A 15,055-nucleotide genomic window follows, 5' to 3' on the forward strand; every position below is an offset into this window, starting at 1 on the left:
GCAACTTGGCCTGGATAAGGCTAAGCAAGCAGACTGGCTCTGCTAATGTCTTTCCCATCAGAATTCCTTAACGTCGCGGGTTTGCCGTTTTGCATGCTCGCTGCGGCTGTCGTTGCTGTTTTTTAGAAAGTGCCTGAACTCATGTTTGTGCAATCCCTACGTATGACGCAACGCGACTGGCGTGCCGGTGAACTGCGTTTCCTGCTGGTGTCGCTGATTGTTGCGGTAGCTGCTTTATCTTCTGTCGGTTTCTTTGTTGATCGCATGCGTGCCGGTTTGAATCGCGATGCACATCAATTGCTGGGTGCTGATCTGGTGATACGGGCAGATGAGCCGATCGCTGCAGCCATGCGCAAGGAAGCACAGCAACGCGGTTTGCAACTGGCAGATACCACCGTGTTTCCGAGTATGGCGATAGCCGGTGAGGGCGAGCAAGCGGTATCCAAGCTCGCTTCGATCAAGGCTGTGACGACCGGATACCCGTTGCGCGGCAAGCTGAAAGTGGCGGAGACGGTAGCAGGTGAGGGCGAAGTGACAGATGTCATTCCCGCCGCTGGTACGGTATGGGTCGATCCGGGCATCCTGGAAAGCCTGAATGTCGCAGTCGGCAGTCCGCTGAAGCTGGGTGATAAAACCTTCACGATTGCCAAGGTACTTAACTTTGAGCCGGATCGCGGCGCAGGTTTTATGAACTTCGCGCCACGGGTAATGCTGGCGCAAACTGATCTGGCCGCCACCAACCTGGTGCAGAACGGCTCACGTGTCAGTTATCGCATGCTGGTCGCTGGCAAGCAAGCGGACGTTGCTGCGTTTGATAAGCAGGTGCTGGAACAGATAGAGAAGCAAAACCTCAAGGGCGTACGCACCGAATCGCTGGAATCCGGACGACCGGAAATGCGCGCCACGCTGGAGCGCGCCGAGCAATTCCTGTCATTGGTTGGCTTGTTGTCGGCAATGCTGGCCGCAGTCGCAGTGGCGATGGCGGCACGTCGCTTCATGCTGCGCCATGTTGATGCCTGTGCGATGCTGCGCTGCCTGGGCATGACGCAGAATCAGGTAACCAGCCTGTACCTGATTGAATTCCTGATTGTCGGTTTGCTGGGCAGTGCAGTAGGTGCCGCGATTGGCTTTGCTGCGCACTTTGTGCTGATCGAATGGCTGGGCAAATTGGTGACGAATGGTTTGCCTGCGGCTTCCTTCTTGCCGGCGGCGCAGGGCATCGTAACCGGATTGCTGTTGCTGATTGGCTTTGCCGTGCCACCTATCCTGCAGTTGCGCAATGTGCCGCACAACCGTGTGATACGCCGTGAGCAGGATATGCCGCAGCCGATGACGATCGCGACCTATGTATTGGGTTTGCTGACCTTTGTCGGCTTGCTGTTGTGGCAGGCGGGTAATGTGAAGCTGGGTTTGCTGACGGCAGCGGGCTTCCTCGGAGGCCTAGCTGGCTTTGCGGTGATTAGCTGGTTTGCGCTGAAGTCTTTGCAATCGCTGCGCGGCTTGATCAATCACCCGAGCTGGCGTTTTGCCGTCACCGCATTGCAGCGCCGTCCGGGTGCGACGGTGGTGCAGGTGGTGGCACTGGCTTTGGGCTTGATGGCCTTGCTCTTGCTGACGGTGATACGTGGCGACCTGGTTTCAGCCTGGCGCAACGCGACACCACCAGATGCGCCGAATCGTTTCGTGATCAATATCCAGCCTGAGCAGAAGGCGCAGATAGAAGCACGCCTGGCACAAAACAATATCGCCGGTAATGATCTGTATCCGATGATACGTGGCCGCTTGCTGGCGATTAACGGCAAGGAAATCACCGGTGAAACCTTTATCGAAGATCGCGCCAAGCGTCTGGTCGACCGCGAGTTTAATCTGTCGACCATGATGAAGATTCCCGAGCAAAATGAAATCACCGCCGGACGCTGGTTTGATAACAGCAAACCGGAAGCTTCGGTCGAAGTCGGCCTGGCCAAGACCCTGAACCTGAAGCTGGGCGATCATTTGAAGTTCGATGTCGCAGGTGAAACTGTCGACGTTCCTATCACTAGCTTGCGCAAGCTGGAGTGGGGTTCGATGCGGGTGAATTTCTTTGTCATCATCAATCCTGCTGCGATGAAAGATATGCCGCAAACATGGATCACGGCCTTCCATTTGCCGCAGACGAATACCGGACTGGAAAACCAGTTGACGCGCGATTTCCCCAACCTGACGGTAGTCGATATCGGCAGCATGCTGAAGCAGGTGCAGGAGGTGATAGACCAGGTGGTGACGGCAGTTGAATTCCTGTTCCTCTTCACACTGGCATCGGGCATGCTGGTCCTGTATGCGGCGCTGGCCAGTTCCCAGGATCAGCGCACACGTGAGGCTGGCTTGTTGCGCGCTTTGGGTGCAACGCGCAAGCAGTTGTCGCAATCACAATGGATCGAGTTTGCACTGGTGGGTGGCCTGGCTGGTTTGCTGGCGGCAACGGGCGCGACCGCAGTGGGCTGGAGCCTGGCGCATTTTGTCTTTGATTTCGAATGGATGTTCAGCCCGGTGGTGTGGCTGGCAGGACTGGGCATAGGCGCTGCCTGCGCGTTTATCGGTGGCTGGGTGGGCTTGCGTCATGTCCTCAAGCAACCACCTTTGCAGACCCTGCGCGAAGCCTGATTTTGGCGGGGCATGATGCCGTATCGAATAGCGATGCGGTATCATGCAGGCTATGACTACTGAACAAGAAACCCAGCCTGCAACTATCTATGAAATGATAGGCGGCGACGCCAAAGTACGTGAACTGGTAGACCGGTTTTATGACTTGATGGACCTCGAACCTGCGTATGCCGGTATACGCAAGATGCATCCGACCACACTGGAAGGTTCGCGCGACAAACTTTACTGGTTCCTGTCCGGCTGGACCGGCGGTCCGAATATGTTTGTTGAACGTTTTGGTCATCCACGTTTGCGTGCACGCCATCTGCCTTATGCGATCGCGACCGATGAGCGTGACCAATGGTTGCGTTGCATGGAAACCGCGATGCAGGATGTCGGCATCGAAGAGCGTATTCAAAAACGTTTGCAGCAAGCGTTCTATGACACCGCTGACTGGATGCGTAATACGCACGGTTAAGCATCCGGCAGTTTTCCCCGTTACACCCGAATAAAGTCCAATCATGACTCAACTGCATTTCATCATCCTGGCAGTGCTGGCTGCAGTCATCATCGTGTTGCAGGTGGTGGTCTTGCTGCGCGCACGCAGCACCGATATCACACCGCAGCTAACGCAATTGCAGAATGAGATTAAAGCGCATCAACAGCAAGGTGCTGAGCGCATAGAGCGCGAACTGCGCGAGCAAGTGCAGTCGACCGCACAATCGACCCGGCAGGAATTGGGCAATAACTTTACGCAATTTCAGCAAGCGCTGGCGACCCAGCTGACCAGCGTCGCCACACTGCAAAACAATCAGATCGATTCCTTTGCCCAGCAACTGGCCAAGCTGAACGAAGCCAATGCCCAGCAGCTGGAAGCGATGCGCCTGGCAATAGGTGCGCAAGCGCAAGCCGGACGCGAAGAACAGGCGACAGCACTGAAAAATTTCGGTGACACGCTGAATCAAACCTTGAGTACGCTGACTGAATCGAATGCGCAACGCATGGCTGAGGTGCGTGCGACGCTGGAAGCCAAGATCAAGGACTTGCAAACCGATAACGGCACGCGCCTGGAAGAGATGCGCAAGACCGTCGATGAGAAGCTGCATGCGACGCTGGAGCAGCGCCTTGGCGAATCCTTCAAGCTGGTTTCGGATCGCCTGGAGAAAGTGCATCAGGGCCTCGGCGAGATGCAGCAACTGGCGATCGGTGTCGGCGATCTCAAACGCGTGCTGACGAATGTCAAAACCCGCGGTACCTGGGGTGAAGTACAGCTGGAGATGTTGCTGGAACAGGTGTTAACACCGGATCAGTACGCGAAGAATGTGGAAACCGTTCCGCGTTCCGGTGAGCGTGTCGAGTTCGCGATCAAGTTGCCAGGTACTGACGATGGACAGACACCGATCTGGATGCCTATCGATGCCAAATTCCCGAAAGAACAATATGAACGCCTGGCGGAAGCTGCTGATCGCGCCGATGCAGATGGCGTGTTGCTGGCCGGGCGTGAGCTGGAGCGGGTAGTGCGCTTTGAGGCGAAGAAAATCGCCGAAAAGTATTTGTCGCCGCCATTAACCACAGACTTTGCGATCCTGTTCTTGCCGACTGAAGGTTTGTACGCAGAAGTCATGCGTCGTCCTGGTCTGGCTGATGATTTGCAACGCACGCATCGTATCAGCATCGCTGGCCCATCGACCTTGTCGGCTTTGTTGAATAGCCTGCAAATGGGCTTCCGTACTCTGGCGCTGGAAAAGCGTTCGTCCGAAGTGTGGCAAGTGCTGGGTGCAGTCAAAACTGAATTCGGCAAATTTGGCGACGTGCTGGCAGCGACCAAGACTACCCTGGAACGTGCGGCGAAGAATATCGAACAAGCTGAAACACGCAGCCGTCAAATGACGCGCAAACTCAAATCAGTTGAAGCGTTGCCGAGTGAGGCCGCGCAGCAATTGCTCGGTGTAGACCTGCCTTTGGGTGATCTGCTGGACGAGTAAGAGTAGCAGTGGAATTGCAAATTCGTTGCTCGCCTGCAGCCTTTTTTAAATCATGATAAATTGTCGACATCTGATGCGATGTGTGTGCTGACGTATTCGCGCATACCTCGCATCAGTTTAACGTTCTCGGGGCGGGGTGCGATTCCCCACCGGCGGTAATTACGTTTAGGCGTATAGCCCGCGAGCGCTTGCTGGAGTTTCCGGTCTGCTTTCTGCAGACAACTTCAACAAGGTCAGCAGACTCGGTGTGATCCCGAGGCCGACGGTCATAGTCCGGATGATAGAGAACGGAATGACTTTACACGCACGGTAACGTGCGCTTTGCCATTCCTGTACGCCCTGCATTTTATTTGCAAACAGGAGCTTCACATGCCACAAACGCAACAAGCTATAGATATCAAATCTAAATCAGCAGTACGTCGTATCGCTTTCATACAAGCGAGCTGGCACAAGGAAATCGTTGATCAATGCCGCATCGCATTCATCGCTGAAATGGCCGAACGCGGCTACACCGAAGACAGCATCGACTTCTTTGAAGTCGCGGGCGCATTTGAAATCCCGCTGCATGCGAAGGTATTGGCCAAGACTGGTCGTTATGCCGCCGTGGTCGGTACCGGGCTGGTGGTCGATGGTGGTGTCTATCGTCACGAGTTCGTGTCGCAGGCTGTCATCAGCGGCTTGATGCAGGTACAACTGGAAACAGAAGTGCCGGTTATCTCCGCAGTGTTGACACCGCATCACTTCCACTCGCACGATGAGCATCAAAACTTCTTCTTCCAGCACTTCCTGGTGAAGGGTAAGGAAGCGGCGCATGCTTGTGCGGACACGATTGCGCGTTTGCAGAAGATAGAAGCGCTGACGCAGGAGCGGATTGCTGCCTGATGTCGGTTTTGCTCCCCGAGTAGTTTGGAGAGTTGGAAATGGGAATGCCGCTTGGATTTACTAAGCGGCATTTTTTATTGGTGGGTTGGTTTTCGTTCGCTTGTTGCTGATTCTGTTTGCTCTTCGTAGAGAGAAAAGACTCAGCAACATCAACACGCAAACCAGACCAACAATAAAAAAGGGAGCCGAAGCTCCCTTTTTACTTATTACCGTTTGGTTTCCATCTGGATCAACGGTTCAGTTGATTGCGGTGGAACCGGTTTGCGTTCACGTGGTACACGTGGTGGCGCTACGTATTTGGCGGCTTCTTCCTGAGCTGCACGCAGCTTTTCAGGGTTGGTGGAAGCCAGTACCAGGCCTGCAGCTTGCAGGACTGCTGCCAGGTTGTCGGTCGACAGTGCGGCTGGTGCTGCGACTGGAGCTGGAGCAGCAGCAGGTGCCTCTACTGGTGCAGGTGCAACGACTGGAGCCGCAGCAACTGGTGCCGGAGCAAGTTCGATTACGACTGGCGCAACTTCAACTGCTGGTGCAACCGGTGCAGCTTGCGCAACAACTTCTGCGGCCACTGTTTCTGCAACTGGTGCCGCTACCACTACCGGAGCAGCTGCAACGACTGGTGCCGGTGCTGGAGCAGGGGCAAATACGACTGCCGGAACAACAACTTCACCTTCAACTTTGGCCACTTCCTGCGGTACCACCGGAGCTGGGATAGCTGCGGTGAGGGCGCTGACTGGTGCTTCGGCTGCGACAGCTTCGTTGACTACTGCTGGCGCTGGTGCTGGCGCGGCTTGCTGTACCTGAACTTGCGGTGCAGTTTCGTCTTGCGATGCGCTTACGTCTTCTTCGCTACCTTCGTTTTCAGCACCTGCTTCGGTGTTGTCACGATCGCGACGATTACGGTTGCGGCCACCGCGACGGCGACGACGACGTGGTTGTTCTTCGCCTTCAGCGGCTGGAACAGGGATGCCGTTTGCATCCAGTACCACGACTGCTTCAGTTGCTTCGCCGGCTGGAGCCGGGTTGCGGGTAGGTGCAACGCTGGCAGCAACTGCCGCGCCTTGCAACAATGCCGAATCCTCAGCGACTTCCTTGCGTTCTTCGCGTGGTGGACGCGGTGTGCGTTCACGGCGGCCTTGTTGACCTTCAGCATTGCCTTCACGTGGTTCACGCGGTGGGCGTGGCGGACGGGCCTGTTGGGTTTCTGCTGCTGGTGCTGCTGGTTTAGCTGTTTCTTCGCGTTCTTCACGATCGCGACCACGACCACCGCGGCTGCGGTTGCGTTGGTTACGGCCACCGTTGGCATTGCGTTCGCCACGTTCGCGGTTACGTTGCTGTTTGTCTTCTGCTACTGGCTGGGCTGCTGCCGCTTTTGGCTGTTCAGCACCGCCGCCGAGGAAGGCGAACAGTTTTTGGAAGAAACCTTTGGATTCAACAGGCGCTGCTTTGGCGGCTTCTGCTGGTTTGCGTTCCACGATAGGGGCTGGTTGATCCGGCGTAATGCCTTTTACCATGGCTTCCTGGCGTGGCTTGCTTTCTTCTTTTTGACGTTTGCCGTAGCTGATGTCGGTGTCTGCTTCTTCCGTCATCGCGTAGCTGGCTTGTGTTTCTTCCAGGCGTGGATCATCGTGCTTGATGCGTTCCAGCTTGTAGTGTGGTGTTTCCAGATGCTTGTTCGGGATCAGGATGACGGAAACGCGGTGACGTGTTTCGATCTTCAGGATTTCGCCGCGTTTTTCGTTGAGCAGGAAGGCTGCAACGTCGACTGGTGCCTGAACATGGATCGAAGCTGAATTTTCTTTCATTGCTTCTTCCTGAATGATGCGCAGGACTTGCAATGCGGATGATTCGGTATCGCGGATGTGGCCGGTGCCGTTGCAACGCGGGCAGGTCACATGGCTGCCTTCGGACAGCGAAGGACGCAGGCGTTGGCGCGACAATTCCATCAGGCCGAAACGCGAGATCTTGCCCATTTGGACGCGGGCACGGTCGTAGTGCAGTGCATCTTTCAGGCGGGTTTCGACTTCACGCTGGTTCTTCGCGTTTTCCATGTCGATGAAGTCGATGACGATGAGACCGCCCAGATCGCGCAAGCGCAATTGCCGGGCTACTTCTTCAGCCGCTTCACAGTTGGTGTGGAAAGCTGTAGTTTCGATGTCGCTGCCGCGGGTAGCGCGCGCCGAGTTGACGTCGACCGATACCAGCGCTTCGGTGTGATCAATGACGATGGCGCCGCCGGATGGCAGTGGAACGGTACGCGAGTATGCGGTTTCGATCTGGTGTTCGATCTGGAAGCGGGAGAACAGAGGCACGTCGTCGCGATAGCGCTTCACACGGTGCACCATATCCGGCATGACGTGGCTCATGAACTGCTGAGCTTGTTCGTAGATTTCGTCGGTATCGATGAGGATTTCACCGATATCAGGCTGGAAGTAGTCGCGGATAGCGCGGATCACCAGCGAGGATTCCTGGTAAATCAGGAATGCGCCGCCACCGGATTGACCGGCGCCTTCAATCGCACGCCACAATTGCATCAGGTAGTTCAAATCCCATTGCAATTCATCGACATTGCGGCCGATACCAGCGGTACGGGCGATCACCGACATGCCTTGCGGCAAGTCCAGTTTGTCCATGGTTTCGCGCAGTTCCTGGCGATCTTCCCCTTCGACGCGACGCGATACACCGCCACCGCGTGGGTTGTTCGGCATCAGAACCAGATAGCGGCCGGCCAGCGAGATGAAGGAGGTGAGTGCAGCGCCTTTATTGCCGCGTTCTTCCTTTTCGACCTGGACCATGATTTCCTGGCCTTCGCGCAACGCATCTTTAATCGAGGCGTTACGGACATCGACGCCTTCCTTGAAGTAGGTGCGGGCAACTTCCTTGAATGGCAGGAAGCCGTGACGATCTTCACCGTAGCTGACAAAGCAGGCTTCGAGCGAAGGCTCGATACGGGTGATGACGCCTTTATATATGTTGGACTTGCGTTGTTCGCGTCCGGTTGTTTCGATATCGATGTCTATGAGTTTTTGCCCATTGACAATAGCAACACGCAATTCTTCTTGCTGCGTTGCATTAAATAACATGCGTTTCATGTAAGTGCTCCGTGGCTCTAAGGCCGTTTTTTTATGTGCAGTAGCACTACATATAACCGTCGAGGCACAAGTGAATCGCAAGCATGTGTCCTGCGTGAAGCGAATAGTGGCGACAGCTATGGCTATCGGGAAAATTCGCAGCAAGCTGCAGTTCTACGGTGCGTTTCTATGTGGCATCAACGGCGATATGCGCCATCTACAGCAACAGTACAGGGATGTACGCGGGGCAGGAAGGTTTGGGGAGGGAATTGCCTTGGTGTGTGATACTTAGCGCTAATGCGCTGTAGTCACAACGGGGCGCGGATAAAGTGAAGCGGATGCCGAATGCGCACTTGATCTGCATCGTGCGCGTCGATTGAATCGAGCGCTACAAACACAATCGCGAGTGGTGAGCAAATTGGTTGAGCCATACAGAGCATGGGCAGAATCGGCAAACAGTTTCAACTTTATCAACCAGCAAGCTTGCCATTAAACGGCGAGCTTGCCGGACTTATCCTAACAATCCAAACATTCTTGACCAACACCCTTACGCGTTATCCGATTACAACAACGGTGCAACCTTGACTCGCACAGGGGCGCTGCATACACATCTTTTCCATCGAATTTGCAAATTGGCGAGGCCGATGGAGACGCCCCTGTGTAGAATGTGCTTTTTATTCTTACACCTGCAATGGCTACTAACCATTGCGAATTGATTATATATTCAAAATGAAGGACTTAGCGATATTTTCTGGGAAAGAGGCTCAAACCCGCTCGCCCTCCCGGTCATCACAGGTCCAATCACCCGTTCCGGCTCAAGTTCAGCTTGTTACGATCAATGATGAAGACGCCGGACAACGCATAGACAACTTTTTGTTGCGTATTTGTAAAGGCGTGCCGAAAAGCCACATCTATCGCGTTTTGCGCTCTGGAGAGGTGCGCGTTAACAAAGGTCGCATAGATCAAACCTATCGTTTGGCTGAAGGCGATATCGTCCGCATCCCACCGATCCGGATCGCCGAAAAAGCGCCATCGACCGCGCCCGGTGCAGAATTCAAAATCTTGCTTGAAGACAATCATTTGCTGGTGATCGATAAACCGGCCGGTGTTGCCGTGCACGGTGGTTCGGGTGTCAGCTATGGCGTGATCGAGCAATTGCGGGCAGCACGTCCAGATGCCAAATTCCTGGAATTGGTGCACCGTCTGGATAGGGATACTTCCGGCGTACTGGTTTTGGCCAAGAAGCGCTCGGCGTTGACAAATTTGCATGAGCAAATCCGTGGCGGTGAACCTGACAAGCGTTATCTGGTGCTGGTGCATGGCGACTGGAAGAATGCGCGCCAGCATGTGCGCTTGCCGCTGCATAAATATACGACGCCGGAAGGTGAGCGTCGGGTACGCGTACAAGCCGATGGTATGGAATCGCATACGGTGTTCAACCTGATTCAGCGTTACGGCCCGTTTGCCTTGCTGGAAGCAGAATTGAAAACCGGTCGTACGCACCAGATCCGCGTGCATCTGGCATCCAGCGGCTTTGCGATCGCTGGTGATGATAAATATGGTGATTTCGCGCTGAATCGTGATTTGCAGAAAGCTGATGGCGAACGCGTGCCCTTGAAACGAATGTTTTTGCACGCACATCAAATTACATTCATCCATCCGGAAACCGGCAAGTCAGTGACGCTGAATGCGCCTTTGCCGCCGGAGTGCGAGCGCTTCCTGAAGAGTTTGAAGAAGTCCGCTAATTAATTGATGCGTGCTGGTCGCGAGTCGGTCAGCGCGTCATATCTATTTATATAGTTAAAGGAGCTGGCAGCGCGCTGCCGGGTTACATGGCAAGAAAGCAATTTGATCTCATCGTTTTCGATTGGGATGGCACTTTGATGGATAGCACGGCAGTTATCGTTAACTGTATACAAGCAGCAGCCAAAGACCTGGGATTGCCGATTCCGGCAGATCAGGCCGCTGCGCATGTAATCGGACTGAGTCTGCAAAAAGCGATGGAAACAGCATTGCCGGGCATCGATCCTAAATACTACCCACGCATGGTCGAGCGCTACCGTTATCACTACCTGAATCAGGATGGTGGTCTGACCTTGTTTAAAGGTGTGCGCGAGATGCTGGAAGATTTGTCGCAGCAGGGTTACTTCCTGGCAGTGGCGACCGGCAAGAGCCGGGTTGGTTTGAACCGGGCGCTGGATGGTACCAAGTTGCTGTCTTTGTTTGATGCGACACGCTGCGCTGACGAAACTTTCTCCAAACCGCATCCTGCGATGTTGCAGGAGCTGACGCGTGAGCTGGGGCAGGATATGAAGCGTACGGTGATGATCGGCGACACCACGCACGATTTGTTGCTGGCACAGAATGCAGGTGCCGCTGGCGTGGCCGTGCATTACGGCGCGCATACTCCGGCTGAGCTGACAGCGCTCAATCCAATGTATGCAGCAACTTCGGTGGCAGAGCTACACACCTGGCTGAATGAAAACGGATAAGCAAGATTGACTACTGAGATCCTGATTCCGGTTTGTGACTCGGCTGCGCTGGAAGACGGCGGCAAGGGCGTGCGTTTCCCGGTGACGGCGGGTGGTGAAGATGCGGGTGCTTTTGTAATTCGCTACAACGGCGTCGCTTATGGTTACCTGAATCGTTGCGCGCATATTCCGATTGAGCTGGACTGGAATAACGGCGAGTTTTTCGAGTCGGAACGACGTTACCTGATCTGCTCCACGCATGGCGCGGTTTATCTGCCTGAAACCGGACGTTGTGCTGGTGGCCCATGCCGCGGCGGGCGCTTGCGCGCAATTGTCGTCATCGAGAAGGATAATCAGGTATTCTGGCAGGCAGACGAATACGTAAGACCCGCGCGCGCATAAGCGGCGCGGAACAAAACACACGACATCATGAGCAACGATAACGACAACCTGAATCAGCCGTCTGCATGGCAGTCATCCGCGGCCCCTGCGCCGAAGAAGGAAGGCTGGGAACGCGAAGTGCTGGAAAAACTGGCCTTCGCCACGCTCAAGGAGCAGAGGGCGCGTCGACGTTGGGGCATCTTCTTTAAATTTGTCACGGTGGCGCTGATTGCGTTCGCGCTGTGGATGAGCTTCGGTCCATCGGTCGGCGATATGGAAAACGTAGGTCCGCATACTGCGCTGATCAAGATCGAAGGCACGATAGAAGCGAAGGGCGCGGGCGATGCAGATACCGTGATTTCCGCTTTGACCAAAGCCTACGCAGATCCGGGTTCGGTTGGTTTGATTTTGCAAATCAATAGCCCGGGTGGCAGCCCGGTACAGGCGGGCATCATCAATGATGAAATCACGCGCCTGCGCAAAAAGTATCCGCAAAAACCTTTGTATGTCGTCGTCAATGAAATGTGTGCGTCCGGTGGTTATTACATCGCGGCTGCAGCTGATCGCATCTATGTTAACAAGGCGAGCATCGTCGGTTCTATCGGTGTGTTGATGGATGGCTTTGGCTTTACCGGCACGATGGAAAAGCTGGGCGTTGAACGACGCATGCTGACCGCTGGTAATAACAAAGGCTTTATGGATCCGTTCAGCCCGCAAACCGAAACGCAAAAGCATTACGCGCAAGAGATGCTGAATGAAATCCACGAGCAGTTCATAGACGTGGTGCGTAAAGGACGCGGCAAGCGCCTGAAAGATACGCCTGAAATTTTCTCTGGCCTGGTCTGGACTGGTGCCAAATCGGTGGAACTAGGTTTGGCCGATGGCTTCGGTACGGTTGAAAGCGTCGCGCGCGATGAATTCAAGTCGACGAATATAGTTGATTACACGCAGCGTGAAGGTTTGTCTGATCGTGTATTGCGCAAGTTCGGTGCGGCAGCAGGCGCATCTGCGATGAAAGCCATTACCGAACAAGCAGTTCCTACGCTGAAGTAATTCGCTCGAAAAGCCACATTGCGGTGTTGCATTAATGCGGCGACGCAAGAGTGTAACTGAGCTTGAAATCTGTTTGCGCTTGTCTATATTGGTAGTGCGCTATCAGCATCTGGAGATGTGAATGCAACAACGTCTGCAACTGCTAAGGGGCATCCGCTCGCATTTCGGTAGCGTGTCTATGCTGGAAAAATGAAGGTCTTCGACCTCTCCTAATGTCTCCTACGGAGACAGGCAAAACGGCGATGAAACATCGCCGTTTTGCATTTGTGCTCAGCTATCTGCGAGCAGTAAAAAGACGGTAGGTTTTTTGTGGAAGTCGGGCGTTTTGCCGGACGTCAAATCTGCTTTCCAGCGCGCCGCGGTTTGCGTTTTGATCACTTCTGATGGCAGCGTGAGATCGGTGGCGACGCTGATCAGCGTATTCGGATTGCAGGTGTTGACGAGAGTCTCGAGCAAACCGGCATTGCGATACGGTGTTTCAATAAAGAATTGCGTTTGCTTTTCCTGGCGCGAGCGATCTTCCAATTGCTTGATGCGTTTGCTGCGTGCTGCGGCATCGATAGGCAAGTAACCGTTGAAAGCAAAATTCTGTCCGCTCAAACCACTGGCCATGACTGCGAGCAACAGGGAAGAAGGGCCGACCAGTGGGCGTACCTGTATGCCGCGCGCATGTGCGAGACGCACCAGGTTGGCACCCGGATCTGCGACAGCAGGAACGCCTGCTTCTGAAATCAGGCCAGCATCCTGTCCGGCCAGCAAGGGCTCAAGTAATGCAGGCAATGCCTTGGCTTCAGTGTTGACGTTGAGCTCGCTGATCCGGATTTCCTGTATCGGTTTGGCCAGGGTATTACGAGTGCCTATCAGTTTGAGGAAGGCGCGCGTGGTCTTAGCATTTTCGGCGACGAAGTAATCCAGTTTCGCGGTGATGCTTTGTACTTCTTGCGGAATGATGTGAGCCAGCGGATCGGTGTCGGCGACCTCGGTCTGGCCCAGTGTGTTTGGTATGAGGTAGAGAATGCCTGGCATGTTGTTTGTAATGCGCTGCTTATTTAAGTGTTGAAAAATGCGATGTTGGCGCGACGCAGCATGCCGGTCAAGGCGATCAAAGGCAGGCCGGTGAGGGCGGTCGGATCGTTGCTGGTGATTTTTTCCAGGATGGCGATGCCCAGGCCTTCGTTTTTTGCGCTGCCCGCGCAGTCGTAAGGTTGCTCTATGTGCAGGTAGGCATCGAGTTCTGCATCCGGCAAATCGCGGAAAGTCACGAAGGTTTGGATATTTTCCAGCTGGATCTGCGGTGATGAAATGTCGCTGCGACCATCGAACAGGCAAAGTGCGGTGTGGAAAACGACTTCGCGACCACGCATTTTCTGCAATTGCAGCATGGCGTTGGCATGGTTGCCCGGTTTGCCTATTTGTTCGCCGTCCAGTGTGGCGACCTGATCCGAGCCTATGATTAGCGCGCCCGGTGCCCTGATGGCGATGGCTGCAGCTTTTTGTTGTGCTAATCGCAACGCTGTGGCGGACGGGGTTTCCCCTGTCAGGGCGGTTTCGTCTATATCCGGCGTCATGACTTCAAACGGCAGGCCCAGCCGGGAAAGCAATTCTTTGCGGTAAACCGAGCTGGAACCGAGGATCAGGCGTGCTGGCGGGGCGGAAGAAGGCATTTATTTGATGTTTATTTGAATGAGCGCTCAAAAAAACTGCGCTAACGCTTTGACGAATAAAGGAAAAGCCTGTTATTATCGCAGGTTTTCCGGGTTCGGCTAAGCCTATGAATGCTTTTGTAATTGACGCCTTCGAGTTCAGTCGGCATAGAGAGCAGCGTGAAGGCGACGTTGCAATCGCTGATTTGCCGCGGCTTGCTGCAGAATCCGTAAATATGCCTGCATCGCTGCATTGGTCTTTGCATGGTGGTACTGATGGTTTGGGCCACCCGCAACTGACTATGTCGGTATCCGGCTCAGTTCATTTGATGTGCCAGCGTTGCATGACGCCACTGAAATTCGATATTGCATCGGAATCCGTGCTGGTTCTTGCAAAAAACGATGAGCACGCTGATGAAATAGACGCGTTGCTGGCAGACGACACCATAGATGTGATAGTCGGATCCAAGACATTGAATGTTACTGATCTGATTGAGGACGAGGCTTTATTGTCGCTTCCTCAGGCGCCTAAGCACGATGTGTGTCCAGACAATGCAGCAGTTGAGAGTGCGATGAATGCAAGAAAACCATCGCCGTTCGACGTGCTGAAAGGTATGAAGCAATAGATTCGCTGCAGCTGTGAGGCCTTAAGCGGGCATATTGAGATTTTGTAGTAAGGATTATCGGTTTTGCCGTGAGTTTGCAAAACGGATGTGTTAGAATTTTAGAACTTAAGGTTTAGGAGTTATCATGGCTGTTCAACAAAACAAAAAGACACCGTCGAAACGCGGTATGCACCGTTCGCACGACTTCCTGGTTGCTCCGCAACTGAGCGTTGAGCCAACCACCGGTGAAACACACATGCGTCACCATATCAGCCCTAACGGCTTTTATCGTGGCCGTAAAGTCCTGAAAACCAAAAACGACGAATAATCATTCGTCTTTCAGGC

General features: G+C 54.2%; 13 protein-coding genes and 1 riboswitch. Of the genes, 10 read left to right on the forward strand and 3 right to left on the reverse strand.

The window, feature by feature from the left end; translation table 11 throughout:
• The first annotated feature begins 141 nt into the window (after positions 1-141).
• The 4 genes from H7U06_RS13260 to H7U06_RS13275 all read left to right on the forward strand — a co-directional run bounded on the left by H7U06_RS13260 (position 142) and on the right by H7U06_RS13275 (position 5,489).
• On the forward strand, positions 142-2,643 hold the full coding sequence (locus H7U06_RS13260; protein WP_175626601.1) for an ABC transporter permease: 2,502 nt from the start codon (positions 142-144) through the stop codon (positions 2,641-2,643).
• A 52-nt stretch (positions 2,644-2,695) separates the two neighbouring features.
• On the forward strand, positions 2,696-3,100 hold the full coding sequence (locus tag H7U06_RS13265; protein ID WP_175626602.1) for a group II truncated hemoglobin: 405 nt from the start codon (positions 2,696-2,698) through the stop codon (positions 3,098-3,100).
• A gap of 43 nt (positions 3,101-3,143) precedes the next feature.
• Entirely contained in the window at positions 3,144-4,607 is a 1,464-nt protein-coding gene (rmuC, locus tag H7U06_RS13270) for a DNA recombination protein RmuC (RefSeq protein ID WP_175626603.1), read from the forward strand.
• A gap of 118 nt (positions 4,608-4,725) precedes the next feature.
• Positions 4,726-4,900: riboswitch (FMN riboswitch) on the forward strand.
• 76 nt (positions 4,901-4,976) lie between these two features.
• Positions 4,977-5,489 (forward strand): 6,7-dimethyl-8-ribityllumazine synthase, encoded by a 513-nt coding sequence (locus H7U06_RS13275; RefSeq protein WP_175626604.1) that lies wholly within the window; start codon positions 4,977-4,979, stop codon positions 5,487-5,489.
• Positions 5,490-5,695: 206 nt separating this feature from the next.
• On the opposite strand, the gene H7U06_RS13280 is transcribed toward H7U06_RS13275, so the two are convergent.
• Entirely contained in the window at positions 5,696-8,578 is a 2,883-nt protein-coding gene (locus H7U06_RS13280) for an Rne/Rng family ribonuclease (protein ID WP_175626605.1), read from the reverse strand.
• Between the two features lie 708 nt (positions 8,579-9,286).
• Here H7U06_RS13280 and H7U06_RS13285 point away from each other — a divergent pair.
• From H7U06_RS13285 to H7U06_RS13300, 4 genes are all read left to right on the forward strand, one after another.
• The gene (locus H7U06_RS13285; RefSeq protein WP_175626606.1) at positions 9,287-10,306 is read left to right on the forward strand and encodes an RluA family pseudouridine synthase; all 1,020 of its coding nucleotides are present in this window, start codon (positions 9,287-9,289) and stop codon (positions 10,304-10,306) included.
• 83 nt (positions 10,307-10,389) lie between these two features.
• A complete protein-coding gene (locus tag H7U06_RS13290) occupies positions 10,390-11,049 on the forward strand; it encodes an HAD-IA family hydrolase (RefSeq protein ID WP_175626607.1) in 660 nt (219 codons plus the stop codon).
• A 6-nt stretch (positions 11,050-11,055) separates the two neighbouring features.
• Positions 11,056-11,430, forward strand: a complete 375-nt coding sequence (locus H7U06_RS13295; RefSeq protein WP_175626608.1) for a Rieske 2Fe-2S domain-containing protein — start codon at positions 11,056-11,058, stop codon at positions 11,428-11,430.
• Positions 11,431-11,457: 27 nt separating this feature from the next.
• Entirely contained in the window at positions 11,458-12,462 is a 1,005-nt protein-coding gene (locus H7U06_RS13300; protein WP_175626609.1) for a S49 family peptidase, read from the forward strand.
• A gap of 270 nt (positions 12,463-12,732) precedes the next feature.
• Here H7U06_RS13300 and H7U06_RS13305 read toward each other — a convergent pair whose 3' ends face one another.
• Positions 12,733-13,488 (reverse strand): SAM-dependent methyltransferase, encoded by a 756-nt coding sequence (locus H7U06_RS13305; protein WP_175626610.1) that lies wholly within the window; start codon positions 13,486-13,488, stop codon positions 12,733-12,735.
• 23 nt (positions 13,489-13,511) lie between these two features.
• Positions 13,512-14,126, reverse strand: coding sequence for a Maf-like protein (locus tag H7U06_RS13310; RefSeq protein ID WP_175626611.1), 615 nt, complete (start codon positions 14,124-14,126; stop codon positions 13,512-13,514).
• A gap of 107 nt (positions 14,127-14,233) precedes the next feature.
• Here H7U06_RS13310 and H7U06_RS13315 point away from each other — a divergent pair, with 107 nt between their 5' ends.
• Both H7U06_RS13315 and rpmF read left to right on the forward strand, forming a co-directional pair.
• Positions 14,234-14,731: a DUF177 domain-containing protein gene (locus tag H7U06_RS13315; protein ID WP_175626612.1), complete on the forward strand. Its 498-nt coding sequence runs from the start codon at positions 14,234-14,236 to the stop codon at positions 14,729-14,731.
• Positions 14,732-14,855: 124 nt separating this feature from the next.
• Positions 14,856-15,038 (forward strand): 50S ribosomal protein L32, encoded by a 183-nt coding sequence (gene rpmF / locus H7U06_RS13320; RefSeq protein ID WP_012079211.1) that lies wholly within the window; start codon positions 14,856-14,858, stop codon positions 15,036-15,038.
• Positions 15,039-15,055: the final 17 nt, after the last annotated feature.

Origin of the sequence: Herminiimonas sp. Marseille-P9896, from assembly GCF_903993245.1 — a bacterium.
In the GTDB taxonomy this organism is placed as follows: domain Bacteria; phylum Pseudomonadota; class Gammaproteobacteria; order Burkholderiales; family Burkholderiaceae_D; genus Oxalicibacterium; species Oxalicibacterium contaminans.